The sequence below is a fragment of the Kribbella albertanoniae genome, from assembly GCF_004348455.1.
GTDB classification, from domain to species: Bacteria; Actinomycetota; Actinomycetes; order Propionibacteriales; family Kribbellaceae; genus Kribbella; species Kribbella albertanoniae.
Window position 1 is genome coordinate 17,858 of the sequence record NZ_SMKA01000040.1, and the last position, 25,366, is coordinate 43,223.

Sequence of the window (25,366 nt, forward strand, 5' to 3'; positions counted from 1 at the left end):
GCACAATGGTCGGTTCGGCAGGGATAGACGCTACACCGGACCGGGGCTGCCTCTAACATCTCCCGTGTGACTCCCGCTCTCGGCGATATCGGTAAACGGCTGCTGCTCGGTCGCAAACTGCGCAGCACCCAGCTGGGTGAGACGCTTTTGCCCAAGCGGCTCGCCCTTCCGGTGTTCGCCAGTGACGCTCTGTCCTCGGTCGCCTACGCACCTGACGAGATCTTCCTGACCCTGTCCCTGGCCGGTCTGGCCGCCTACAGCTTCTCCTGGAAGATCGGCCTGCTGGTCGCGTTCGTGATGCTCGTCGTGGTCGCGTCCTACCGGCAGAACGTGCACGCCTACCCGTCCGGCGGTGGCGACTACGAGGTCGCCACGGTCAACATCGGTCCGACGGCCGGTCTGACCGTGGCCAGCGCGCTGATGGTCGACTACGTGCTGACCGTGGCCGTGTCGATCTCGTCGGGGGTGCAGAACGCGAAGTCCGCGCTCCCGTTCCTGGCCGGCCACGAGGTGCCGGTCGGGGTCGGGCTGGTGCTGCTGCTGACCGCGATGAACCTGCGCGGTGTCCGGGAGTCCGGGGCGTTCTTCGCAACGCCGACGTACATCTTCATGGCCGCGGTGATCGGCATGTCGCTGTGGGGCGTGATTCGATACTCGTTCGGCGACCTGCCGATGGCCGAGAGCGCCCAGTACGAGGTTCGGCCCGAACCGGGACACGAGGTGTTCAGCGGGCTCGCAGGGGTGTTCCTGCTGGCCCGGGCGTTCTCCTCGGGGTGTGCCGCACTGACCGGTGTCGAGGCGATCAGCAACGGCGTACCGGCGTTCCGGAAGCCGAAGAGCAAGAACGCGGCGACCACGCTGCTGCTGCTCGGCACGATCGCGGTCACGATGTTGATGAGCATCCTGTTCCTGGCCGACAAGATCCGGCTGCGGTTCGCCGAGGACCCCGCGACGCAGCTGCTGGGTCCCGACGGTCAGCCGGTCGGCAGCGGTTATGCCCAGAAGACCGTGATCGCTCAGATCGCCGATTCGGTCTTCTCGAACTTCCCTCCCGGTTTCTACCTGGTGATCGGCGCGACCATGCTGATCCTCGTGCTGGCCGCGAACACGGCGTTCAACGGTTTCCCGGTCCTGGGATCGATCCTGGCTCGCGACGGTTTCCTGCCGCGGCAGCTGCACACCCGCGGCGACCGGCTGGCCTACAGCAACGGCATCATCGTGCTGGCGCTCTGCGCGATCGGGCTGATCATCGCCTTCGACGCCGAGGTCACCAAGCTGATCCAGCTCTACATCGTCGGGGTGTTCGTCAGCTTCACGCTCAGCCAGTTCGGCATGATCCGGCACTGGACCCGGCACCTGAAGAGCGAGACCGACGGCGGCAAGCGCCGGCAGATGATGCGGTCCCGGGTGATCAACACGGTCGGTCTCACGATGACCGCTGTCGTCCTGGTGATCGTGCTGATCACCAAGTTCACCCACGGCGCCTACATCGCGATCATCGCGATGGCGGTGCTCTTCCTGCTGATGAAGGGGATCCGGCGGCACTACGACACGGTCGGTAAGCAGACGGCTGTCGACGGTGACGAGACGCTGATGCTGCCGTCCCGGGTGCACGCGATCGTGCTGGTCTCCAAGCTGCACAAGCCGACCCTGCGGGCGCTGGCCTTCGCCAAGGCGGCCCGGCCGTACACGGTCGAGGCGGTCACGGTGGACGTCGACCGCGCCGAGTCCGACGTACTCCAGGCGGAGTGGGACCGGATGGGGATCCCGATCCCGCTGAAGCGCCTCGCGTCGCCGTACCGGGAGATCACCCGGCCGATCCTGCAGTACGTGCGGGACATCCGCAGGCAGTCGCCGCGGGACGTGGTGATGGTCTACATCCCCGAGTACGTGGTCGGACACTGGTGGGAACACGCCCTGCACAACCAGAGCGCACTGCGGCTCAAGGGGCGGCTCTTGTTCACACCTGGTGTCATGGTTACGTCCGTTCCTTACCAGCTGATCTCGTCGCAGGCTGCGGAGGAGCGGCAGGACCGGGAGGAACGAGTGGCCGGACAGGTACGCCGCGGGGCCCGCAAGTCGTCAGGAGATCGGTGACAGCCGAAAACGCCGAAAACACAGCCGAGAGCATCGTCGGTACGGTGGTTGAGGTCGAAGTAGGACCAGTGGCGCACGGCGGCCACTGCGTGGCGCGGTACGAAGGACAGGTCGTCTTCGTCCGCCACGCGCTCCCGGGTGAGCTGGTGCATGCCCGGATCACCGAGCAGACCGCGAAGTACCTGCGGGCTGACGCCGTACAGGTGCTGACGCCGTCACCGCAGCGCATCGAGCCGCCGTGCCCGTACGCCGGTCCTGGGTTGTGCGGTGGTTGCGACTTCCAGCACGCCAACATCGTCGAGCAGCGCCGTCTGAAGGCCACCGTGGTCTCCGACACGCTCCGGCGCATCGGTGGGATCGAGCGGACGGTGGTGATGGAGTCACCAGGGGATGAGGGGCTCGGCTGGCGGACACGACAGCGGTACGCCGTTGTCGACGGCCGACCGGGGATGCGTGCACACCGTTCCCACGAGCTGATCCCGATCGACCAGTGTCTGATCGCCCACCCGGCGACTCCGGATGTGCTGGGGCAGCGGTGGCCGGGAGCGACCTCCGTGCAGGCGGTGGTGTCGTCTGAGGGCAAGACCGCCGTACTGACCGACTCGACGCCAGCTGGCCGGGTTGTCGAGGTTGTGCGGAACCGGCGGTTCCGGGTGGAGGCCGGTGGCTTCTGGCAGGTGCACCCGGCCGCTCCGGAGACGCTGGTGGACGCTGTGATGAGCGGACTGGAGCCTGTGGCCGGGGAGTCGGCTCTGGACCTGTACTCCGGTGTAGGGCTGTTTGCGGCCTTCCTGGCCGAGGCTGGCTGCACGGTGCTGGCGGTGGAGGGTGACAAGGACGCGGTCAAGAACGCGCGGCGCAACCTGCACGACCTGCCGAGCGTGACCCTCGAGGCCGGTGACGTGGACCGGGTGCTCAACACCGCGGCCGGGCAGGGGCTCGAGCACGTCGACCTGGTCGTGCTGGATCCGCCACGGACGGGTGCCGGGAAGGACGTCGTACGGCGAATTGCCGCGCTCTCGCCTCGGCGGATTGCGTATGTGGCGTGTGACCCGGCGGCGTTGGCGCGGGATCTGAAGACCTTCGGGCGGCTCGGGTACGGGATCGCGTCCCTGCGGGCATTCGATCTGTTCGGGATGACACACCACATCGAGTGCGTCGCGGTGTTGCAGCCTGTGGACAGCTGAGTGGTGACTGTCCGAACGCTCGGGTAGCGTGCTGGGTCTGGATTCCAATGCGCTGGAGACCTGAATGCCGCTCGTTGATCTCGACGACCCGGAGGAGTTGCGCGCTCGCTGGAGCGCGCTGGCCGCCGTGTCTCACGCCACCGGTTTCGACCGGCGGTGGTACGCCGATGCCGGCGGTTGCTACCACCAGGACGAGACCGGCTCGATCCTGCGCCTCCAGCCTCTCGGCGACGGCCGGGCGGTGCTGTTCGGCTACCAGACTCAGCACAGCCAGACCGCAGGCTCGGACCTGCTGGCCGGATCGCCTGAGTGGATCGGCCAGCCCGAGGTGCGGCAGCGGCTCGCGGCGGGGGAGCTGGGGTTCGTCTACGGCGCCTTCAACGGCACCTGGGCGCGCGCGGCGTACGAGGGTGACCCGTGGGAGCCGGTGCCGGACGGCTTCCTGCAGATCGGCGGCTGGATCACCTCCGAGGAGGACTCCGCCCGCGAGATGATCGAGTGGGTCGCCGAGTGGGCCGACTACCTCGGCGGTCTCGACGAGTTGCTCCCGGCCGGTATCGCGCTGATCCGGACCGGCGGTGCCATTACGCCGGAGGCGCTGAGCGCGTTCTTCGCGCCGTTCGCCATCGACCCGCGGTCGCCGGTGCAGCCGAACATTCCGGTCGGGGTGGCGGCGGCCCGGGAGTTCATGCCCGGTGGGGCGCCTGCTGTGGATCTCGATGACACGCCGCCGGCTGGAGTGCCGAATCTTGCAGTCGCGGAAAAGTTTCCGTCCGGGCCTGACGTGGGTGTGGGTTCGGTCGTTGAGCCTGGCGTGACTGGAGCACGCGACGACGGACGGGCGGGGTACGACGAGGAATCCTTCGTCGTTCCGCCTGGTATCAGCCCGTTCACCGGGCAGCCGATCACCACCGACACCGGTGGTATTCCGCTCGAGTCCGGTCAGCCCGCGGCGTACCAGCAGGTGCCTTTCGGTCGTGACGACACACCGAAGCCCGACGAGTACGGCGTTGTCGGCAAGAAGCAGGGTTGGCTCCGCCGCCGTAAACAGGACGAACCGCCGGCGCCGGCCGCCCAACCCGCCGCTCCGGCGCTCGGCTCGTACGTCCCGACGGACGTCCCCGACAACGGCCTCCCGTACAACCGCCTGCCCTCCTCGGAGCCCCCACGCGTAGGCGACGGCCGCCACGAGGGCGACGACTTCTACGCCAGCCTCTTCGCCGACACCCCCGCAACCCCCACGCCCGACCAAGACTGGGAAACCGCCGAACAACCCGTCTGGTCCGACGCCGACGCCACCAACGAATACACCCCCTTCCAAGACACGGCACCCCCCGCCCAACCGTCGGGGCAGGGTGGACCCGTCGGCCAGTCGCCGTTCGCGCCGGCGCCCTCCGACCTGGACGCAACCGCCGAACGCCCAGCCATCGACCCGGACGCGACAGCAGCCCACTCCCCGTTCGCTCCCGCCTCGGATCCAGACGCAACGGCTGCGCACGCGCCCTTTGCTCCCGGGTCGGATCCGGAGGCGACGGTTGCGCATTCGCCGTTTGCGCCGGCGCCGGCTGCGGACGGAAGGGCGGCGTACGCCCCGGGTGACCCCGATGCGACGGCAGCTCACTCACCGTTCGCTCCCCCGTCCGGGCCCGCGGATGGTTCGCCGCCGGACGCCGGCCAGGCGAACGGCTGGGACGGCCCTGCCTGGATCGACGGCGAATGGGTCGAATCCCCGCCGGCCCCCAACGGGTCTGCCTCCAGCCCCGCCGGCCCTCCGGCGGCGCCCGGCTCCGCAAACCCTGCAGCGCCTGGTGCGGCGAGCACCTCAGGACCCAGCGCACCTGGAGCGGCGGACACCGCAGGACCCAGCACGCCTGGAGCGGCGAGCACCTCAGGACCCAGCGCACCTGGAGCGGCGAACACCGCAGGACCCAGCACGCCTGGTACGGCGGCCGCCGAGTACCCGACCGCCTCGGCGCTCGACTTCTCGAGCCACGAACCCAGCAGCCCGGCTCCTGCGTTCCCCGAGGACAGCCCGGCTACTGCATTTGCCGATGACGACGAGGCGCCCACCGCCGAGATCGCCGTAGTCCCCGCCGACGAGCCGGCCTCCTTCACCGGCCCGTCGCCCTTCGCTCTCCCGGCAACCGACCCCACCGGCCAGCCAGCCGATCCCACGCCGCCGCCCGCCGCTCCGGATCGCCCCGAGCCGACCGCAAGCACGGCCAGCCCCTTCGCGCCCCACCAAAGTCAGCCCCAGGCAGCGAACCCTGCGGCGGTCGACACAGCTCCGCCCGCACAGCGCCCGACCGAGCCAGCCCGTACGCCGTCCGACCAGTACCCGCCGAATCCCGCCTACCCGAGTGCTCCGCAGGAAAGTCCGTTCGCGCAGCACCCTGGTGAGGCCGCCGAGGCGAGCCCGTTCGCCGGGCAGCACGGCGAGCCCGTCGGCGGAAACCCGTTTGCGCCGACACCAGCCGCATTTGCCGAGGCCGGGCCGCTCACACGTCAGTCGGCCGACTCGCACGAGGGCGGTCCAACTGCGGGCCGGTCGGATGAGCCCGTCGAGGGAAGCCAGTTCGCCCAGGACGCTGAGCTGGACGACGAGACCGCTGAGATCCCGGTGATCGTCGAAGCCTCGACGGATCAATACCCTGAAGCTCAGGTTGAGCCTCACCCGCAGCCGGGTCCCTGGCCGCAGCCCACGGATCCGCAGCCTGCGCCCACGCCTCATCCGTCCCCGGATCCGCGCCCGGCACCGGGCCCCGACCCGTATCCCGCACCCGGCCCGGATCCGTACCCCCGTCCGACGCCCGAGCCACAGCCGGATCCGTACCCGCATCCGACACCAGAACCGACCCCTGCTCCGGATCCCACACCCGCTCCGGATCCAACGCCGTACCCTGCTCCAGATCCGACTCCGCGTCCCGGTCCGGAGCCAACGCCGCACCCCCAACCGACGCCGTACCCCGATCCGACGCCGCGCCCCGGTCCGACGCCGCGTCCCGGTCCGGAGCCGACGCGGTACCCCGGCCCGGATCCGACGCCGTACCCGACGCCTGAGCCGAATCCGTACCCCGGGCCGAATCCCACGCCGTACCCAGGTCCCGATCCGACGCCTTACCCGGGCCCGGATCCCACGCCGTACCCCGCTCCGGATCCGACGCCGTACCCGACACCTGAGCCGAATCCGTACCCCGGTCCGGTGCCGACGCCGTACCCGGATCCCGATCCGACGCCTTACCCCGGTCCGGACCCGACGCCGTACCCGACGCCTGAGCCGATGCCTCGGCCTGAGCCGGAGCCGGTGCCCCAGCCGGTGCCGCCGCCTGAGCCGGGGCCTGTGCCTGAGCCGAGTGAGCCGTCTCCGTGGCCGGATGCGCAGCCGCGTCCGGTTGCGTCCGAGGATGAGCCGACTGGGGTTATCGCGGCGGTTGAGGCCGGGCAGCAGGCGGGTGGCGAGCGCAACCCGTGGCAGCCCACTGCTGCCTCGGATGCGTTGACTCGTGCGCCTGAGGTTGCGGCCGGCATGCCTGTTGATACTCGGTCCCAGTCCGACGACGACCGGTATGCCGCGGAGCCACACGCTCAGAACGAGCACCTGGAGCACGTACAGAACGGGCACCTGGAGCACGCTCAGAACGAGCACCTGGAGCACGCACAGAACGGGCACCTGGAGTACGACGAGGAGTGGCCGGAGGATTCGGATGAGCCGACCGGGGTGATCCCGGCGGTCTTCGAGGATGAGCGTTTCGGGGACGAAGACCACGCGCAGAAGCCGGCGGCAGCAGTGCTGGGGGCGTTGGCTGGTGTGGGTGGGATGTCCATCCCGGGGCTTGGGTTGGTGGGATCCGATGGGCCCGCCGTCGAGTTGGTGCCCGGCTCGCTCGAGGAAGCGATGCGCGCCGAGCGCGAGCAGACGCGACCGCGGCCAAAGAGGTCACCGGCGTTCGATGCGCTCCACGCCTGGTGCCGGGCGCGGACCGCGATCGTGCCATCGGGGTTCACGATTCAGGTGCAGGTGCTCGATCCGGGCACGCCGTCGTACCGGTTCGATCTGGAGCCTCCCGAGGTCGACGACCCCGAGTTCGCGGCCGACAAGCTCAGCGGACTGCTCGGCGATCTTTGGCTGACCGAGGCGCAAGGCGAGCATGGCGGTTGGTTGTTCGCGCGGTTCGACGCGGCCGGCCGCACGCTGCGGATCGACCGTTGGTACGACCAGGTGCCCGACTGGTGGGACACCCCGGTCGAGTCGCGACTGGACGTCGGCAACCTGGCCCGTCGCCTGGCAGCGCGTGATCCGCAGTGGCAGCCGTCGTACGTGGAGAAGCTGTACACCAACGCGAGATAGCGTTGTCCGCATGCTTCTCAGGATCTTCACCGAACCCCAGCAAGGCGCCTCGTACGACGATCTCCTCGCGGTCGCCCGGAAGACCGAGGAGAACGGCTTCGACGCGTTCTTCCGCTCCGACCACTACCTCGTGATGGGCGACGGCGACGGCTTGCCGGGCCCGACCGACTCCTGGATCACGCTCGCCGGCCTGGCCCGCGAGACCCAGCGCATCAAGCTCGGAACCCTCGTCAGCTCGGCCACTTTCCGCAACCCCGGCGTGCTCGCGATCACGGTCGCGCAGGTCGACCAGATGAGTGGCGGTCGCGCGGAGCTCGGGCTCGGTGCCGGGTGGTTCGAGGCGGAGCACACGGCGTACGGCCTGGACTTCCCGGACACTCCGGGCCGGTTCGACCTGCTGACCGAGCAGCTCGCACTGATCACCGGGCTGTGGGACACACCGGTGGGGGAGAAGTACAACTTCCAGGGCGAGCACTACCAGCTCACCGACTCCCCGGCCCTGCCGAAGCCGGTCCAGCAGCCGCACCCGCCGATCATCGTCGGCGGCGCAGGCAAGAAGCGGACGCCGGCCCTGGCCGCGCAGTACGCGAGCGAGTTCAACGCCGGCTTCCGCTCGCCGGAGGAGACGAAAGCGATGTTCGATCGCGTCCGAGCAGCCTGTACGGCGGCCGGTCGCGACCCGCAGACGCTGAACCTGTCGACCGCACACACCGTCGTCGTCGGGAAGGACGATGCCGAGGTGAAGCGCCGGGCGGATGCCATCGGCCGGGACGTCGACGAGCTCCGGAAGGGCGCCATCGCCGGTACGCCGGCCGAGGTGGTCGAGCGCCTGGGCGAGTTCGCGGCGGCAGGGTCGCAGCGCCAGTACGTGCAGATCATGGATCTGCAGGACCTGGACCACCTCGACCTGATCGCGTCGGACGTTCTTCCCCAGGTCTCCTGATTCATTCGAGAAAGTGACTCGATGTCGTGTATCTTGATGTCGAGAGACTTCCCCGCCACCAGGTTAGGTTTACCTGACCTCGTGGCCGGGCCGGGGGCCCGGAAGGATGGGCCTCAGCGGAACTGGACCGGATAGAGGAGCAGGTTGATGGCGAGCGTCGACAGCTTCGGTGCCCAGGGGGCACTCGAGGTCAACGGACAGTCGTACGAGATCTTCAGGTTGGCGGGTATCGAGGGGGCGGAGACGCTGCCCTACTCCCTCAAGGTGCTGCTGGAGAACCTGCTGCGCACCGAGGACGGCGCGAACATCACCGCCGACCACATCCGCAAACTCGGCAACTGGGACCAGAACGCGGCTCCGGACACGGAGATCCAGTTCACCCCGGCCCGGGTGATCATGCAGGACTTCACCGGCGTGCCGTGTGTGGTCGACCTGGCCACGATGCGCGAGGCGGTCGCCGAGCTCGGGGGTGACCCGACCAAGATCAACCCGCTGGCGCCGGCCGAGCTGGTCATCGACCACTCGGTGATCATCGACGTCTTCGGCCGTCAGGACGCGTTCGAGCGCAACGTCGAGCTGGAGTACGAGCGCAACCGCGAGCGGTACCAGTTCCTGCGCTGGGGCCAGACCGCGTTCGACGAGTTCAAGGTCGTCCCGCCGGGCACCGGCATCGTGCACCAGGTGAACATCGAGCACCTCGCGCGCACGGTGATGGTCCGCAACGGCCAGGCGTACCCCGACACCTGCGTCGGCACCGACAGCCACACCACGATGGTGAACGGCCTCGGCGTGCTGGGCTGGGGCGTCGGCGGTATCGAGGCCGAGGCCGCGATGCTCGGCCAGCCGGTCAGCATGCTGATCCCGAAGGTGGTCGGCTTCAAGCTGACCGGTTCGGTTCCGGCCGGCGCGACCGCGACCGACGTCGTACTGACGATCACCCAGATGCTGCGCAAGCACGGTGTGGTCGGCAAGTTCGTCGAGTTCTACGGCGACGGTGTGACCGCGGTGCCGCTGGCCAACCGCGCCACCATCGGCAACATGAGCCCGGAGTTCGGCTCGACCTGTGCGATCTTCCCGATCGACGACATCACGCTGGAGTACCTGCGCCTGACCGGCCGCGGCGACGACGAGGTCGCGCTCGTCGAGGCCTACGCCAAGGAGCAGGGCCTGTGGCACAACCCCGCCATCGAGCCGCGGTTCTCGGAGTACCTCGAGCTGGACCTGTCGACCGTCGTACCGTCGATCGCCGGACCGAAGCGCCCACAGGACCGGGTCGCGCTGAGCGAGGCCAAGGAAGGCTTCCGCGGCGTGCTCGTCGACTACGCCGTCGAGGAGCTCGAGGTCGACCCGTCGGAGACCGGGAGCTTCCCGGCCAGCGACGCGCCGAACGGGCACGGCAACGTCGACGACAACCCGCACGAGGTTGCCGCCAGCAAGGATCGTGCGACCAAGAAGACCAAGATCACCCTGGACGGCCAGGAGATCGAGCTCGACCACGGCCACGTCGTGATCGCCTCCATCACCTCCTGCACCAACACGTCCAACCCGTCGGTGATGATGGCCGCCGCGCTGCTGGCCAAGAACGCGGTCGACAAGGGGCTCGCCTCCAAGCCGTGGGTGAAGACGTCACTGGCCCCCGGGTCGAAGGTCGTCACCGACTACTACGAGAAGGCCGGCGTCACGCCGTACCTGGAGAAGCTCGGCTTCCACCTGGTCGGTTACGGCTGCACGACCTGTATCGGGAACTCCGGCCCGCTCCCGGAGGCTGTATCGGCCGGCGTCCAGGCGGCCGATCTGGCGGTGGTGTCGGTGCTGTCCGGCAACCGCAACTTCGAGGGCCGGATCAACCCGGACGTGAAGATGAACTACCTGGCGAGCCCGCCGCTGGTGATCGCGTACGCGCTGGCCGGCACGATGGACTTCGACTTCGAGACCGATGCCCTGGGCAAGGACACGGACGGCAACGACGTGTTCCTCAAGGACATCTGGCCGACCACGGCGGACGTCGAGAGCGTGATCGCGAGCTCGATCACCAAGGAGATGTTCACCAAGGACTACGCCGACGTGTTCGCCGGTGACGAGCGCTGGCAGTCGCTGCCGACGCCGGAGGGCAAGACCTTCGCGTGGGACCCCGAGTCGACCTACGTGCGGAAGCCTCCGTACTTCGACGGGATGGCGCACGAGCCGTCGCCGGTGACCGACATCGCCGGGGCCCGGGTGCTCGCCAAGCTCGGCGACTCGGTGACGACCGACCACATCTCGCCGGCCGGTGCGATCAAGGCCGACAGCCCGGCGGGCAAGTACCTGGCCGACCACAACATCGACCGTAAGGACTTCAACTCCTACGGTTCGCGGCGTGGCAACCACGAGGTGATGATTCGCGGCACGTTCGCGAACATCCGGCTGCGCAACCAGATCGCACCGGGCACCGAGGGCGGTTTCACCCGCGACTTCACCAAGGCCGACGCCCCGGTGACGAGCATCTACGAAGCCTCCGAGGCGTACGCCGAGGCCGGCATCCCGCTCGTCATCCTGGCCGGCAAGGAGTACGGCTCGGGTTCGTCGCGCGACTGGGCAGCCAAGGGTACGGCGCTCCTCGGCGCGCGGGCCGTGATCACGGAGTCCTTCGAGCGCATCCACCGGTCGAACCTGATCGGCATGGGCGTGCTCCCGCTGCAGTACCCCGAGGGCGAGAACGCGGAGTCGCTCGGTCTGACCGGCGAGGAGACCTTCGACATCAGCGGCGTCACCGCGCTGAACGACGGTTCGATCCCGCGCACCGTGCACGTCACCGCGACGTCGCCGGCGGGCGAGGTCAAGGAGTTCGACGCGGTCGTCCGCATCGACACCCCCGGTGAGGCGGACTACTACCGCAACGGCGGCATCCTGCAGTACGTCCTCCGCTCCCTGATCGCCAACTGATCAAACGGAAGGGCCGACCGGACTGCACTCCGGTCGGCCCTTTCTCGTTTAGCGGAATCGGTTGCAGCTGAGGCCTTCCTGGTAGTCGTAGGCAGGTTTGCCGGTCTTGGACTCCGGCTTGACCTTGCCGGCGATCTCGTCGGCAAGGTGCCAGATGTGCTCGTGGAGCCAGCCCTCGGCCTGCATCTCGTGCAGGATCTTCCAGGACTTGCTGCCCTGCATGGCCTTCACGGCCTCGGCTGCCTTGGCCTTGTCACCGGACTTCGTCGCGGCGCTCCACTGGTCGAGCCACGCACAGGACGCCGCGGCGGTCACTCGAGCGCCGAGTTGGTACCGCCCGATCACGGTCTCCTTGTACAGCGGTGCCTTGTTGAAGCCCTTCGGTACCGTGATATCGGCGAGCATGCCGTCGACGGACGCCCGAACATTCTCCGGCTTCACGACCGATTCGGGCATCGCGCCGAGCCAGGTGTTGACGTCGACCTTCTTCAGCTTGCCGAGGATTTCCCGGTAGGCCTCCTCGGAGCCGAGGTCGGCGTCGAACTGCACGTACGTCGCGCCCTTCGAGGGCAGCATGAAGACGATCTTGAAGTTCTCCTTGGGGATGGGAGTCGGCGGGTACTTGCGCGGCGTGTTTGCGGCCGGTGGAGCGTGCCGGAACAGGGTGCCCGTCTGCCCGAGCACCTGGACCTCGGTGCGGGAGACCGCGTCATGGGCCCAGCCGTCGAAGCGGGACTTGTACTCCTTGGTCGGGTACCAGGTGAGGTCGAAGGTCTTGTCTCCGTTGGCGAACTCCAGATCCCCCGAATCCTTGGTGAGCTCGGTAACCTGGCTGATCTTCCAGGCCGGGTCGTCGATCAGGATCCGCTCGTTGGCCTCGGCGATCGCACGGAGCTCCGCGGCGTACGCCGGTTGCGGGGCCACGAACGGCGCGACCGGACTGTCCTTGGGCAGTACGGCGCCCACGACGGCGACCGCTGCCGCAACGGCAACCGCGGCGGCCGCGCCGATGGCGAATCGGCGGCGCCTGCTCGGCCGCGGCCGGGTGGCGGGTTCGGTGGTGGTCAAGATCTCCTCCAGCAGTTCGGACTCGGCGCGGTCGGTCGGCAGGTGCCGGACGCTGTCGTCGCCGAACGGGTTGGCCCGTGCGAGCAGCCGGTCGAGTTCGCGGTCGTTCATCGCTCCTCCTGAGCTGGTCGCAGTGCTCTGTCATCCCGTACATGTCCGTGATCCGCGAAGGCGTCTCCCAAGCGTTTTCGCAACCGCCCGCGCGCCCGGTGCAACCGGGTCCGAACCACCCGCGCCGGTACGTCGAGCACCACGGCCACCTCCTGAGGATCGAGGCTCTCCCACGTGGTGAGCATCAGTAGTTCACGATCGGTCTCACTCAGCCCGTCCAGAGCAGCAATCAGTACGGCGTTCGCCTCGACCCCGTCGGCATGGTCCGGTACGACGTCCTCCAGCTCCACCCGCAGTCGCTCACCGAGCCGGTCCCGCCGCTGCACCCCGCGCCGGTGATTCGCGAGCACCCGGCGGGCGACGCCGTACAGCCAGAGCCTCGCCGTACCGTCGGCCGGCACCTCATCGAACCGGCGCCACGCAACCAGCATGGTGTCGGCCACGACGTCCGCGGCGTCGTCGGCGGAGCCGCAGCGACGCAGCGCATAGCCCAGCAACTCCCGGAAGTTCTGCTCGAACAGCTCCCGGAACTCGTCCTCGGCCGTCGGCCGCAACCTGATCGGTAGCGGGACGGGTGGACTCGGGGGAGACGTCATACCTTGTCCATGTCCGGCAGTATGCGCGGCGTCTCAGGTCATTCCTGCCGGCCGAAATTGCATCGCCCGCCGGCTCGGCGCGTGGAACACTCCCCGGATGCCGATCAACGCCGAGCAGGTTGCCGACGCGTTCGACCTCGGGCCGGTCCTGGAGGACCGCCCGCTGGCCAACGGGGACCGCCCCGCCGTCACTCGCGTCGTGTCCACGACGAAGGGACGCTGGGTGGTCAAGCACGACAGCGTCGCCGACCGCCCCGATCTCGCGGAGTGGCAGCGTACGAAGGCTTGGACCGTGCACAGGCTGGAGAGCGCCGCCGCAGCGGCCGGCATCCCCATGCCGCACCCAGTCCAACCGCCAGAGCCGAGCGTGGGCTTCTGGTACGCGCCGCCGGACGCCAGCGATCTCGTCCGGGTGACCACCTGGGTGGAGGGTCGCGATCTGCGAGACGCCCGGGTCCCCGACGAGGAGCTGGCCCCTTGGCTCGGCGGCGTGCTGGCCCGGATCGCCCGGCTGGACGTGGCGGTCGACCAGAACGCAGACGCGTCGCCGGTCCACCCGCTGGACGAGTGGCGGGACTGGGTCCGGGAGGCCGAAGGTACGGCGGACCCGGCGCTCGGCGGGGCCGCTCGCGCCGTGCTCGGAGTGGTCGAGGACTCGGCAGACCTGGTCGCCGACGCATACCGGAACCGCCCGCCCCTGACGATGACCCACGGAGACGCTGCCCGGGCCAACATCCTCGCCACCCCGACCGGACTGGTACTGATCGACTGGGAGTCCGCGACCGCCGATGTCGCCTGGTGGGACGCGGTGAGCAACGCCGTCCGGCTGGCCGCTCCCGACGAGCGGAGCATCGCGGGCGGGGACCCTCGGATCGTTCGGTCGCTGATCGGCGCCTACCGGGAGCACGGCGGCCCGGCCGGGCCGGCCGATGCGACGGCCTTCGCCGGGCTGCTTGTCGGGCACCTCAGCTTCACTGCCTGGTGTCTGTGGGTGGCGCTGGGACACCGCGACGAGAGCGCGGAGCAGGTCGCGTTCTGCACCCGCTCGCTCCACGACGCCGCCGAGCACCTGCCACGGATCCTGCGCGAACTCGACGACTGGGCCCGGCTGCTGGCGTGACAGAGGGCCGACCGGTGGACAACCGGCCGGCCCCCTTCAGCTAACTCAGGTGCCGGAGAGCGGGTAGATCCGCGGCAGGAGGTTGTAGTCGTCGCTGTTCGGACGGAGTGAGATGTAGGTGCCCGAGTACAGGCAGCTGGATGTACTGGTGTTGTGGGCGAGAGACAGTGCGTGGCCGAGCTCGTGGCAGGCGATCGTGCGGTGCTGGTTCGCGCTCAGCGGGTAGCTGTCGTTGAGCTGCACCGTCACCGGTCCCTGGGTTCCAGGCGACCAGGTGGTCAGGCCGTACCAGCCGGTGGCGCCGTAGGCGCCGTTGTAGACGTGCACGCAGTGCGTGCCCCCAGGGCAGCCGGCGGTGTGCCAGCGGTAGTAGGCGTCGATGCCGACTGCCTGGTACCAGTCGTTCACCGCGGCTGTGACGGGCCAGGCGGACGATGTGTGGTCCAGGAAGTAGACCTGCGGGTCGCGGTAGGCGCCGTAGCTCCACCGGTGGTCACACCACTCCCGAGCAGTTCCGTAGCTCAGACAGGCGAGTGGCTGGTTGACCTTCTGCCCAGGCTGGGCGGTGGGCGGCTCCTGGCCTTTCGCCAGTATGCCGGTCACCCCGCTCCGCCGGAGCATGTCGCGCAGTTGATCCGGCGACACGCCTTCTGCCGGATCGTAGATGGTGACGGACACTGTGCCGTCCTTGGCCTTGCCGGTCACATAGACGGTGTCCGAGTGATCGTCGGCAGCAGGTGCTGCCGGGGTTGCCGTGCGGGTAGACGCGGCCTGGGCGTCACTCGGCTGGGCGCTGCTGGTGCCGGCTGCTGCCAGCACCACGAGCCCGCCGGCGGCGAGTACCGCACTGATGCGTACTGCTTGCCTCATCGTTCCCTCCCTTGTGATCCGGCGGCGCGGTTGCCACCGGACGCTTTGATTGCAGCGGTTCGGGTGGCAACCGAACAGGCAGATGGACCGGCAGGTCGATTGCTGCCGGTGCCGGAAATTGTCGGTACGACGGGATTTACTGAACTCATGACTCAGGACCATCCGCGCGACGTGGTGCAGGCAGCCGTTGCCGCGCACGGCGAAGACACGGTGATCGACTGGGCGGTCGCGTTCCTGACCGGCGAGATCTCCGGAGAAGCGGCGTACGGCGAGGAGCTGCCGAAGCTGGCCGCGCTGACCGGCTCGGCGAATCCGGGCGGCTGGAGTCAGCCGGTCGACCCGGTCAACTACTACTGGATCCGGGTCTGGGCCGCGCGGGTCTTCCTCTACGTCTGGCGGGACGACGTGGTGGATGCGCTGCTGGCGGTGGCGGATGATCCGGCCTGGCGAGTGCGTGAACACGTCGCTCGGATCACTGCGCAACGAGAGCTCGGCCAACTGGTCGACGCGTTGCTCCCGATGCTGGAGCACGAGTTGCCGCGGGTGCGGGCGGCCGCCGTCCGGGCGATCGGGGCAGCGGGGGAGTACGAGCATGCCGAGGCGGTTGAGGCGCTGGCAGGCGACCCGGACCATACAGTCCGGGTCGCCGTTGAGCGTGCCTTGGTCAAACTCAGTGAGCGGTTGGACCGCCCTATGACCTAGCCCCCCAGAGTGTTGAGCTTCTCCAGCAGCAGGATCTGCTGCCGGATCTGGTGGTTGGTCGACGCCGGGTTGAGCCGGATCGCCTCGGCTTGTGCCATCACTGCGCCGAACGTGCTGTCCGGCCGCAGGTCCAGGTTGGTGTCCACCCCGCTGCTGAGGTCGAACGAACCGTCGGCGAAGTTGAGCCAGGCGGTCAACGCCTGCCGGTCGAACTCGGCCTTCGGGTTCAGCAGCTGGATGTTGAGGACGGCATGCGCCTTGGCCATCGTCGAGACGTCACGAGCCTCGGAGAAGACCGGGCTCATGTGCTGCGCCACCTGCAGGTAGCAGTTGACCGTGCTCACCGGCAGGTCGACCGGCGGGAGCCGCAGACCGGCGCGGGTCTGCAGGTACCACAGCGGTGCGATCCGGGTCAGGTGCGCGTTGCCCTGCACGATGACCTTGGCCGAGTCCGCACTCGAACCACCGTCGTCGTCGCGCGCCGTGAAGCCGACGTCGTAGTTGCACGCCGAGCCGAACGCATGCGACTTCGCGTCCGTCACGTCGCGCGGCTGCAGACTCGGGCTGTTCGCCGGATCGGTGCCGGGCGGGTTGACCAGGTAGTTGGTCGTGTCACCCCAGCTCCAGCTGAGCGCGAGGTCGTCACTCCCCGGATCCGTCGACCGGCCCGTGAAGTCGATCGGCTGCCCACTGTGCGCGATGAACGTCGGTACGCCGTTCACGACCGTCGCCCCGGATTCGTCGATCACCGCGGTCGGCGCCACGTTCGTCACCTGCACCGGGAAGGTCGCCGTACCGCTGCCACCGTCGTCGTCGGTCACCTTGACGCCGACACTGAACGAGCCGTTGTCGCCGTAGGCCCGGCTGCCGGTGACGGTCGTGCCCAGCAGCGAACCAGCGGTCGGAGCGCCGAAGCCCCAGTCGATGCTCGCCGTGTGTGTGTCAGCCGAACCCGGATCCACGAACGACGCCTTCGCCGCGAGCGTCGAGCCCTCGGTGATCGTCTTCACCTGTGCCGGATCGATCGTCACGACCGGAGCGACGTTGCTGACGACTACCGGGAACGACGCCGAGCTCGTGCCACCGTCGTCATCGGTCACGGTGACCTTGACGGTGTAGCCGCCGTTGTCGGCATACGTGTGACTGCCGCTGACCTGGCCGAGCGTGGCCGGCACGCCCGTCGTCGTACCGTCACCCCATTCGATCTGGGCCGTGTGCGTGTCCAGGGAGCCAGGATCCGAGTACGTCGCGTTGACCCCGTACGACGCGCCTTCCGTCGTCGAACCCGGCTGCCCGGGCGCGATGACGATGCTTGGAGCAACGTTGTTGACGTTCAGGCGGAACGTCGTGGTCGCGGTCTCACCCTTGTCGTCGGTCGCGGTGATGGTGACGTCGCGACTCTGGGCCGGACCGTCGCTGGTGCTCGCAGTCCAGGACCAGCGCCCGCCACCCGCGTTGATGACGGTCCCGCTGGACGCAGACAGCGCGACCGGCCGGCCTTCGGGATCACCGAAACCACCGGCATTGCCGGCCGTCGTGCCCTCGTTGACCGTCACCGTGCTGTGGTCGGCGCTCACGGTCGGCGGGTTGTTGCCCTGCTGCAGGGCGGCCAGCAGGTCGATCCGCGGCGTGGTCGCGTTGGTCGTCGGGCTGGTCGCGTAGGTGATGTTGACGCCGGTGTCCCGCAGGTACCCGAGCAGGGTGGCCGCGGTGGCGTTCGGGTAGGCGTGCCGCAGGGCCGCGAACGCCCCGGCCACATGCGGAGCCGCCATCGACGTACCGTCGAAGGTGGCCCAGGTGTCGTCCGGGATCGATGAGCGCACCGACGTACCGGGAGCGAACAGGTCGAGCCGCGGACCACGGTTCGAGTAGTTGGCGGGACTGTCGACTTCGTTGCCGCTGGCATTGACTCCGATCGCTCCGACGGTGACTGCGGTCGAGACACACGCCGGTGCGCCGACTCCGTTCGGGTGCGACTCGTTACCCGACGAGATGGTCGTCGTTATGCCGACCGAGAGCAGCAGGTCGATGGAAGCCTTGGAAGCGTTGGCGTCGCAGGCCGTTGTCTGGTTGGTGTCGTCACCGCCGCTGAGGTTCGCCGATGCGATGGTGAAGGTATTGCGCAGGTCGTAGACGCGCTGCAGCCCGGCGATGAAGTCCGAGGTGTAGAACTGCGGACACGGCGGGTTGCCGTCGCAGCCGGTGTTGCTGCGGTGGTAGATCTGGATCGCGATGATGTTCGCGCCCGGAGCCACACCGTTGCCCGGAGCACCGGTCACACCGGCCGACGCGCCCGCTGCGATCCCGGCGACATGTGTGCCGTGGTCGCAAATGTTGTTCGTGCCGTCGAGGCAGTTCGCGGTCTCGGCATCGGCGGAGCCGGCACCGGTCTGACTGGCTGTGCCGTTCGGGCAGAGCGAGACCTCGTTCGTGCCGCTCGTGCTGGAGTAGCAGGCCTCGGAGACGATCCGGCTGCCGAAGTACGGGTGGTCCCGATCGATGCCGGTATCAAGGATCGCAACGGTCTGCCCGGCGCCGGTGAACCCGAGCTGGTGCACCGTGTTGGCCCGGATGAACGGAATGCTCTCGGCCAGCGTCGGCGACCCGACCGTGTCCTCCTGGATCGACACGACGCTCGGGTCGGCCGCGAGCTCGGTCAGCGCCGCCTTGTCGGCATCGAGGGCGAGCAGCGGGAACGACCGGTAGGTTCGGTTCTGTTCCGCCGTGCCCTGGTCGATGTTGTCCAGAACCTCTTGTTTGTCAGCGATCTGGTCGACGCGGACGATCACGCGCGTGGTGCCCTCGTCATCGGCCTTGTCGATCAGCGCTTGTTCACTGGGTGTCGTCGGATCGGTCGCGGCCTGCGCCGGAACCTGAGTGACGCCCGCTGCCAGACCGGCCAAGGCCAGCGCAGCGAGCAGTCTTCGGATCTGCATTGTCGTTCCCCCCATGGGTGTTGTGGTGTCTCAGCCGGACTGAGACTGGGCGGTGTCTTCCTGCACGGCAGCCACTCGGGGTGAGCGCCGCAGCAGGTCGAGGGCGGTCGCGTCGACGGACAACGCCAGTTGCGGGACAGCGTCGTACCGCCGGTTCACCTGGACGCCAGCGGCCGGAAGTTCAGCCAGTACGGCGTCCTGCGCGGCCCGGATCGCGGTGCGTTGTGCACGGCGCGCCTGATCCCCCAGTTCACCCTCGGGCCGGAAGTCCCCGGCCAGGGTGACGATCACGCGGACGTCGGGCACGGCTGAGGGTGGGGCCGAAGGTGAGCTGCCCGTCCCCGTCGTACAGGACGCAACGATCAGCAGTCCCGCAGCGAACAGCCCACACCGGATCCACCCCATGACGACCCCCTCGTCAGCGGCCGGGTTCGACCGCGATCACATCGTGCCGGAGCTTCTTCAGCCAGCCTTAAATACAGCTTTCGTCAATTTCTGTCATGTGTTGGCCACCTCTCGGTCAACCGCTGGCTGCTCGCGGTGGGAAGCGTTCGGCGCATGGAGACTTCGCGAAGATCAGTCCTGAAAGCCGGTCTGGCGTCCAGCGCGGTGGTCGCCGGCCTGACCGCTCCGGCCACCGCGGCGGCGACGCCTGTCCGGCAGGATCCGTTCACGCTCGGTATCGCGAGCGGTGACCCGTGGCCCGACGGGTTCGTGTTGTGGACCCGGCTCGCTGTCGATCCGACCGCGCCGGACGGACTCGGCGGAATGCCGAACCGTGCCTACGCCGTCCAGTGGCAGGTCGCCACCGACCGGCGCTTCCATCACACCGTCCGGGCCGGCGTCGCGTTCGCGCGACCGGAGCACGCCCATGCGGTCCACGTCACCGTGCAGGGTCTGCAGCCGGGACGGGAGTACTACTACCGGTTCCGCGCCGAGGGCTATGTGTCGGCGACCGCTCGTACGCTGACCTCACCGGCTCGCGGGACCACCCCGCGCGAGCTGGCGATGTCATTCGTGTCGTGTTCGCAGTTCGAGCACGGCTACTTCACGGCGTACCGGCGGCTGGCCGAGGACCGGCCGGACCTGGTGCTGCACCTGGGCGACTACCAGTACGAGTACACGAAGAACACGTACGTCGCGCCCGGCGGGAACATCCGTGATCACGACGGCCCCGAGACCACGGACCTGGCGTCGTACCGGCAGCGGCACGCGCAGTACAAGTCCGACCCGGATCTGCAGGCTGCGCACGCGGTCGCGCCGTGGCTGGTCGTCTGGGACGACCACGAACTCGACAACAACTGGGCCGACGAGATCCCGGAGAAGGCCGAGGAAGGGTTCCTGGACCGCCGGGCCGCGGCCTTCCAGGCGTACTACGAGAACATGCCGCTGCGCGCGTCGTCGAAGCCGCGCGGGATCGACATGCAGCTGTTCCGGCGGGTGAAGTGGGGTGAGCTGGCAACGTTCCACATGCTCGACACCCGGCAGTACCGCGACGACCAGGGCTGCGGTGACGGCTACAAGGACTGCCCCGCGGCGGTGGACCCGAAGCGGTCGATCACGGGGGAGCGGCAGGAGAAGTGGCTGCTCGACGGCTTCCGCCGGTCCGAGGCCCGCTGGGACATCCTCGGGCAGCAGGTCTTCTTCGCGCAGCGTGACAACAACCAGGGTCCGCTGAAGGTGACGTCGATGGACTCTTGGGACGGGTACGTCGCTTCCCGCGACCGGATCACCCGCGGCTGGGTCGACGCGCGGGTGCGCAATGCCGTCGTACTGACTGGTGACGTGCACGCGCACTGGGCTTCGGATCTGAAGCTGAACTACGACGACCCGGCGGCACCGGCCGTAGGGTCGGAGCTGGTCTGCTCCTCGATCACGAGCGGTGGTGACGGCGCCGACTCCGGTACGACGGCGCACCCGTGGTTGCAGTGGAATCCGCATCTGCGGTTCCAGAACAACCTGCGCGGTTACGTGAACACGACGATCACCCGCGAGTCGATGGTCGCCGACTTCCGCACGCTGCGGACGGTCCGGGACCACGAGGCGCAGGCGTTCACACGGGCCCAGTTCACCATCGAAGACCGCAAGCCGGGCCTGAACCTGACCGGTGACACCCCGCCGGCTGCGGCGCGCGCCATGGCCTTCGAGGACACCGTTGCCTGGGAGACCGCTCGCCCCTAGAGCACGTCCCGCAGCTTGGCGGCGTACTCGGCGGCCTCCGCATCGTCGGCGTACTTCGTCCGCGGCCAGAAGAAGCCGCGCAGTCCGTCCCCCTTCGTCCGCGGCACGACGTGCACGTGGAGGTGGGGGACGGACTGGGACACAACGTTGTTGACGGCAACGAAGGAACCCTGCGCGTCGTACGCCTTCCGGACCGCGGCCGCGACCTGACGAGCCGCACCGAACAACGGCACGGTCAGCTCATCGGTCAGCTCGACCATCGTCGGCACGTGCTCGCGCGGCACGATCAGCGTGTGTCCCTTGAACACCGGACGGATGTCGAGGAAGCCGACGAGCTCCGGCGTGTCCAGGACGATGTGCGCCGGCGTCGTACCGGCGATGATCGAGCAGAACAGACAGTCAGCCATCAGCCGAGCTTCTCGTCCACGAAGCACCAACGCCAGTTCTCACCGGGTTCGAAACTGCGCATCACCGGGTGCTTGGTCTCGTCGTAGTGCTTGCTCGCATGCTTCATCTCCGAAGAATCGCAGCAGCCGACATGGCCGCACTCCAGGCACAACCGCAGGTGCACCCAGGAACCGCCGTCGGCCAGGCATTCCTCACAACCCTCAGGCGTGTTCGGAGTGACCACCACGGGCGCGTCGATGAGGTGCGCGCAGGCCCCACTCGCCGAGGCCGGCGGACGCAAGTCCTCGGAGCGGCCGCCGACGTCGTCGTCCTCGTCGCGATCCAGGAGCGACTCCTCGATGTCGAGCGCGGCCTGCGCGCGCTGCAGGACCTCGTCGGCGACCAGGCCGCCGTCGCGGATCTTGAGGAGGTGCGCCCGCTCGGCCTCCAGCATCGCCGTCCGCAACCGCCGGTACGCCTCACTCGGCGTCTCGTACTCGGTTTCCGGACGCCCCAGTCGCTCCCACGCGGCCAGCGCGCGCGACTCCCCACGCTGGCGCAGAAGCGCGAGAACGGCCTCCGGATCATCCGGCGTACTGATCTCGTCGAGCTTCTCGATCGCGGCCCGATGCGCACCTTGCAGTACGGCGGCCTCCTGCAGCGCGTCCTCCGCGGGATCCGGTCCGGGCAGCTGCAAACGCCGTACCAGCCATGGGAGTGTGGAGCCCTGCAGGAGCAGCGTGCCACCGGTCACGGCGAGGGCCATGAAGACCAGCACCTCGCGGTGCGGAGTGTCCTCCGGGAGCGTGAAGACCGCGGCCAGTGTGACCACGCCGCGCATCCCGGCCCAGCAGACGACGATCAGCGCACTGAACGAGACCGGCCCGGGGCGGGACCGGCCGAGGATCCGGCGGGACAGGTAGGTGGTCGGGATGACCCAGATCGGCCGGAGCAGGACGGTGGCCAGGAAGACGGCGACCGTCGAGGCGGCGATCAGCCAGGCCGGCAGCGGGCTCTCGGCGAGATCGTCGAGGATCCACCGGGTCTGCAGGCCGATCAGCAGGAAGACCGTGTTCTCGAGCAGGAACTGGAAGGTGCGCCAGTTGGTCCGCTCCGAGATCCGCGACTTGGCCGACTGGATGATCGGTGCCTTGTGCCCGAGGATCAGGCCGCAGACGACCACGGCCAGTACGCCGGACGCGTGGATGTAGTGGTTCTCGGCCGCGACGTACGCGATGAACGGCGCGGTCAGGCTGAGCGTGGTGTCCAGCACTGGGTCCGTGAACCGCTTCCGGATCTTGGCCAGCACGATCGCCACCACCAGGCCGATCACGACTCCACCGCCGGCCGCCCGGAGGAAGTCGAGGCCGACGTGGAGCACGGTCGGAACGACCAGTGCCGCGCCGATCGCCGTACGGAGGATGACGAGCGCGGTCGCGTCGTTGATCAGGCTCTCGCCCTCGAGGATCGTGACCACGCGCCGGGGGAGACCCACCCGTTTGGCGATCGCAGTCGCGGCGACCGCATCCGGCGGCGCGATGACCGCGCCGATCGCGAACGCGGCCCACAGGGGGAGAGGCTCGTAGCCCTGGGAGTCTGCCACGAGGTTGAGCAGCCACCAGGCGACCAGGCCGACACCGACCGCGGTGAAGGCGACGAGCCCGACCGACAGCAGGCCGATCGACCGGCGGTGTTTGGTGAAGTCGACCAGGCTGGTCTTGATCGCCGCGGAGTACAGCAGCGGGGGCAGGAACCCGATCAGCACCACCTCGGGCTCCAGTTCGACCCGCGGGACGAACGGCAGATAGGACGCGGCGACCCCGATCACCACGAGCAGCAGGGGAGCCGACAGCCCGATCCGCCGAGCCAGCGCGGCCCCGCCCGCCACCACGGCGACGAGGGCAACGATCTCGATCGCGATATGCACGGAGCACAGTGTCTCAGTTCCCTCTGGCGACGGTCGCCACTGTCGTCTAGCGTGTGCGGAGCGGGATCCGTCCACCACGGGGAGTGATCACATGCGTCGTGCGGTTTCTGTTCTCTCTGCGCTTGGATTTGTAGGAGCTCTTCTGGCCCCGGCTCCAGCCGTCGCTGTCGTGGCTGAGGACACCGTGACCACCGGGTGCGTCCTGTCGGTCCCCGAGCCTGGGACTTCGGTGCCGGTGCGGATCTGCTACTCGCTCTTCAAACCCGCCGTGGCCTCGGCGACCCACACCGTGCCGCTGATCTTCAGCAGCCACGGCTGGGGCGGTTCGCGGACCAAGGACATCCGGCAGTTCCGTGCGCACCTGGACGCGGGCTTCGGCGTACTGAGCTTCGACCAGCGCAGCTTCGGTGAGAGCACCGGCGTCGCGCACGTGATGAACCCCGACTACGAGGGCCGCGACGTGATCAAGCTCGTCGACCTCGTCGCTGGGTTGGATTGGGTGACGAAGCAACGACCGGGTGACCCGTTGATCGGTGCCATCGGAGGTTCGTACGGCGGCGGCTACCAGCTCGCCGGCGCGTTCACGGAGCTCCGCGACTCCGGCCGGACCCGGTTCGACGCGCTCGCACCCGAGATCACCTGGTGGGATCTCAAGCGTTCGTTGGCCCCGTCCGAGACCGCGCGGACCATCTGGCTGAGCAGCCTCTACGCGGTCGGCGGCAAGAACCTGCCGCCGTCGATCGGCAAGGCGTTCCTCACCCTGGTCGCGACCGGAGCCTGGCCCACGGGCAAGGCGGGCCGGGAGCTCGACCGCTTCTTCGCCCACAACGGGCCGGCGTGGCACGTCGCGCAGGGCCGAAAGCTCGACATACCGGTTTTGTTTGAGCAGGGCCTCACCGACAACCTGTTCAACCTCAACGAGGGCCTGTCCAACTTCGACCGCGCCCTCACCCCACGCGCCCGCGCACGCTCCCTGCTTGTCGGCCACAACGGCGGCCACGCACTGCCCTCCGTCGTACCGCCCGGCTACGGCACCTCCGGCGACCCCTGCTCGATCGCTCTCGGTTCACCCAACTTCGCCGACCTGGCCGTCCGTTTCCTTCGACTCCAGTTGCTCGGCCAGTCCACCGGTCTCACCGGCTTCGGCGCCTACCACCTCGCCACCGCCGACGGTCGTTGCCTGACGCAACGTAGTTTGGTGTCGAACACTTCGCGCCGACTGGGCAAGATCGCCACCCCGACCGGCGTCGGTGTCCCCGTCAACGTGAAGATCGCCGCCGGCCCCCTCACCGTCGCCGGCACCCCACGCGTCTCCGCCAACGTCTACACGATCGTCCCGCGCACCCCAGCGTTCCTCGCCCTGAGCGTTGGCACCAGCCCCCTGACCGCCCGCGTCATCCAGAACAACACCTTGCCACTCCGCGAAAAACGAGCAGCCCACGGCGTCCGCCGTACGATCGAACTGCCTGCCATCGCGGTCGACGTACCAGCCGGGCAGAACCTCTACCTCACGGTCTCCCCAGTAGCCGACATGTTCGCCGGCCAACGCGCCCCGCTCCCCGGCGCCCTGCTCCTGAAGAACACAACCGTCAGCTACCGCACCATATCCAGGTAGGTCTTGTAGACACTGGTGAACGGCTCATCGTTCACCACCGCCTTCACCAGCCAGTCACAAGAAGCCTGCGCCTGCTCAATAATCTCGGCCGGATACCCGAACTTCACCTGGTGCTCGGCGAACTCGTCCTCGTCATCCACGAGCACAGTCCCGTCCCGCCGCTTGATCACATCCAGATCCAGATCGATCATCGTCACCCGATCATCACTGAACTCCACCGGTGTAGTGATATCGCAGTAGATCTCCGTCATCCGCGGCGCATCATTGAAAATCGCCGTAAACCACTTCCCCCGCGGAAACAACTGCACATGCGCTTCCTCCGCAGTCAGCTTCAGCTCATGCCCCCGCTGCGAAAC

At 68.5% G+C, this 25,366-nt stretch carries 17 protein-coding genes; 9 read left to right on the forward strand and 8 right to left on the reverse strand.

Translation table 11 applies throughout. The annotated features are described in order from the left end of the window. Positions 1–66: 66 nt before the first annotated feature. The 5 genes from E1261_RS12365 to acnA all read left to right on the forward strand — a co-directional run bounded on the left by E1261_RS12365 (position 67) and on the right by acnA (position 11,497). Positions 67–2,097 carry an APC family permease gene (locus E1261_RS12365; RefSeq protein ID WP_132405991.1) on the forward strand — a complete coding sequence of 677 codons (2,031 nt, stop codon included), beginning with the start codon at positions 67–69 and terminating at the stop codon, positions 2,095–2,097. Next, positions 2,094–3,284 (forward strand): class I SAM-dependent RNA methyltransferase, encoded by a 1,191-nt coding sequence (locus E1261_RS12370; protein WP_132405993.1) that lies wholly within the window; start codon positions 2,094–2,096, stop codon positions 3,282–3,284. Before E1261_RS12365 ends, E1261_RS12370 begins: the two co-directional genes overlap by 4 nt. A gap of 64 nt (positions 3,285–3,348) precedes the next feature. Continuing rightward, the gene (locus tag E1261_RS46850) at positions 3,349–7,632 is read left to right on the forward strand and encodes a hypothetical protein (protein ID WP_165952468.1); all 4,284 of its coding nucleotides are present in this window, start codon (positions 3,349–3,351) and stop codon (positions 7,630–7,632) included. Between the two features lie 10 nt (positions 7,633–7,642). Continuing rightward, positions 7,643–8,575, forward strand: a complete 933-nt coding sequence (locus tag E1261_RS12395) for an LLM class F420-dependent oxidoreductase (RefSeq protein ID WP_132405998.1) — start codon at positions 7,643–7,645, stop codon at positions 8,573–8,575. Positions 8,576–8,722: 147 nt separating this feature from the next. Beyond that, positions 8,723–11,497, forward strand: coding sequence for an aconitate hydratase AcnA (gene acnA, locus E1261_RS12400; protein WP_132406000.1), 2,775 nt, complete (start codon positions 8,723–8,725; stop codon positions 11,495–11,497). Between the two features lie 48 nt (positions 11,498–11,545). Here the strand turns inward: acnA and E1261_RS12405 are convergent, their stop codons facing one another. Both E1261_RS12405 and E1261_RS12410 read right to left on the reverse strand, forming a co-directional pair. Beyond that, positions 11,546–12,676 carry a hypothetical protein gene (locus E1261_RS12405; protein ID WP_132406002.1) on the reverse strand — a complete coding sequence of 377 codons (1,131 nt, stop codon included), beginning with the start codon at positions 12,674–12,676 and terminating at the stop codon, positions 11,546–11,548. Beyond that, a complete protein-coding gene (locus E1261_RS12410) occupies positions 12,673–13,272 on the reverse strand; it encodes an RNA polymerase sigma factor (RefSeq protein ID WP_165952469.1) in 600 nt (199 codons plus the stop codon). Before E1261_RS12410 ends, E1261_RS12405 begins: the two co-directional genes overlap by 4 nt. A 97-nt stretch (positions 13,273–13,369) precedes the next feature. On the opposite strand from E1261_RS12410, the gene E1261_RS12415 reads away from it, so the two are divergent. Beyond that, positions 13,370–14,392 carry an aminoglycoside phosphotransferase/kinase family protein gene (locus E1261_RS12415; RefSeq protein WP_132406004.1) on the forward strand — a complete coding sequence of 341 codons (1,023 nt, stop codon included), beginning with the start codon at positions 13,370–13,372 and terminating at the stop codon, positions 14,390–14,392. Positions 14,393–14,437: 45 nt separating this feature from the next. On the opposite strand, the gene E1261_RS12420 is transcribed toward E1261_RS12415, so the two are convergent. Next, entirely contained in the window at positions 14,438–15,262 is an 825-nt protein-coding gene (locus E1261_RS12420; protein WP_132406006.1) for a zinc metalloprotease, read from the reverse strand. Positions 15,263–15,409: 147 nt separating this feature from the next. Between E1261_RS12420 and E1261_RS12425 the strand changes: the two genes are divergently transcribed. Further along, a complete protein-coding gene (locus tag E1261_RS12425) occupies positions 15,410–15,964 on the forward strand; it encodes a HEAT repeat domain-containing protein (RefSeq protein ID WP_132406008.1) in 555 nt (184 codons plus the stop codon). Here E1261_RS12425 and E1261_RS12430 read toward each other — a convergent pair. Together E1261_RS12430 and E1261_RS12435 are read right to left on the reverse strand one after the other, a co-directional pair. Then, positions 15,961–18,900: a S8 family serine peptidase gene (locus E1261_RS12430; RefSeq protein WP_165952470.1), complete on the reverse strand. Its 2,940-nt coding sequence runs from the start codon at positions 18,898–18,900 to the stop codon at positions 15,961–15,963. The genes E1261_RS12425 and E1261_RS12430 overlap by 4 nt on opposite strands. A gap of 30 nt (positions 18,901–18,930) precedes the next feature. Beyond that, the gene (locus E1261_RS12435) at positions 18,931–19,305 is read right to left on the reverse strand and encodes a hypothetical protein (protein WP_132406012.1); all 375 of its coding nucleotides are present in this window, start codon (positions 19,303–19,305) and stop codon (positions 18,931–18,933) included. A gap of 153 nt (positions 19,306–19,458) precedes the next feature. Here E1261_RS12435 and E1261_RS12440 point away from each other — a divergent pair, with 153 nt between their 5' ends. Further along, positions 19,459–21,081, forward strand: a complete 1,623-nt coding sequence (locus tag E1261_RS12440; protein ID WP_132406014.1) for an alkaline phosphatase D family protein — start codon at positions 19,459–19,461, stop codon at positions 21,079–21,081. On the opposite strand, the gene E1261_RS12445 is transcribed toward E1261_RS12440, so the two are convergent. Continuing rightward, positions 21,078–21,488 (reverse strand): HIT family protein, encoded by a 411-nt coding sequence (locus E1261_RS12445; protein WP_132406016.1) that lies wholly within the window; start codon positions 21,486–21,488, stop codon positions 21,078–21,080. The genes E1261_RS12440 and E1261_RS12445 overlap by 4 nt on opposite strands. Further along, the gene (locus tag E1261_RS12450; RefSeq protein ID WP_132406018.1) at positions 21,488–23,395 is read right to left on the reverse strand and encodes a Na+/H+ antiporter; all 1,908 of its coding nucleotides are present in this window, start codon (positions 23,393–23,395) and stop codon (positions 21,488–21,490) included. Before E1261_RS12450 ends, E1261_RS12445 begins: the two co-directional genes overlap by 1 nt. A 169-nt stretch (positions 23,396–23,564) precedes the next feature. Here E1261_RS12450 and E1261_RS12455 point away from each other — a divergent pair, with 169 nt between their 5' ends. Next, positions 23,565–25,010 (forward strand): CocE/NonD family hydrolase, encoded by a 1,446-nt coding sequence (locus E1261_RS12455; RefSeq protein ID WP_238176163.1) that lies wholly within the window; start codon positions 23,565–23,567, stop codon positions 25,008–25,010. Here E1261_RS12455 and E1261_RS12460 read toward each other — a convergent pair. Continuing rightward, positions 24,989–25,366: ribonuclease FAU-1 family protein (locus E1261_RS12460; protein ID WP_132406022.1), on the reverse strand; the 378-nt coding region annotated here is incomplete at its 5' end. The two genes, E1261_RS12455 and E1261_RS12460, sit on opposite strands and share 22 nt — an antisense overlap.

Excerpts from the sequence above, each read along its gene's own strand:
- E1261_RS46850 (WP_165952468.1), top strand. The coding sequence starts at position 3,349 with ATGCCGCTCGTTGATCTCGACGACCCGGAGGAGTTGCGCGCTCGCTGG.
- E1261_RS12395 (WP_132405998.1), top strand. The coding sequence starts at position 7,643 with ATGCTTCTCAGGATCTTCACCGAACCCCAGCAAGGCGCCTCGTACGAC.
- acnA (WP_132406000.1), top strand. The coding sequence starts at position 8,723 with ATGGCGAGCGTCGACAGCTTCGGTGCCCAGGGGGCACTCGAGGTCAAC.
- E1261_RS12405 (WP_132406002.1), bottom strand. The coding sequence starts at position 12,676 with ATGAACGACCGCGAACTCGACCGGCTGCTCGCACGGGCCAACCCGTTC.
- E1261_RS12410 (WP_165952469.1), bottom strand. The coding sequence starts at position 13,272 with ATGACGTCTCCCCCGAGTCCACCCGTCCCGCTACCGATCAGGTTGCGG.
- E1261_RS12415 (WP_132406004.1), top strand. The coding sequence starts at position 13,370 with ATGCCGATCAACGCCGAGCAGGTTGCCGACGCGTTCGACCTCGGGCCG.
- E1261_RS12420 (WP_132406006.1), bottom strand. The coding sequence starts at position 15,262 with ATGAGGCAAGCAGTACGCATCAGTGCGGTACTCGCCGCCGGCGGGCTC.
- E1261_RS12425 (WP_132406008.1), top strand. The coding sequence starts at position 15,410 with ATGACTCAGGACCATCCGCGCGACGTGGTGCAGGCAGCCGTTGCCGCG.
- E1261_RS12430 (WP_165952470.1), bottom strand. The coding sequence starts at position 18,900 with ATGCAGATCCGAAGACTGCTCGCTGCGCTGGCCTTGGCCGGTCTGGCA.
- E1261_RS12435 (WP_132406012.1), bottom strand. The coding sequence starts at position 19,305 with ATGGGGTGGATCCGGTGTGGGCTGTTCGCTGCGGGACTGCTGATCGTT.
- E1261_RS12440 (WP_132406014.1), top strand. The coding sequence starts at position 19,459 with ATGGAGACTTCGCGAAGATCAGTCCTGAAAGCCGGTCTGGCGTCCAGC.
- E1261_RS12445 (WP_132406016.1), bottom strand. The coding sequence starts at position 21,488 with ATGGCTGACTGTCTGTTCTGCTCGATCATCGCCGGTACGACGCCGGCG.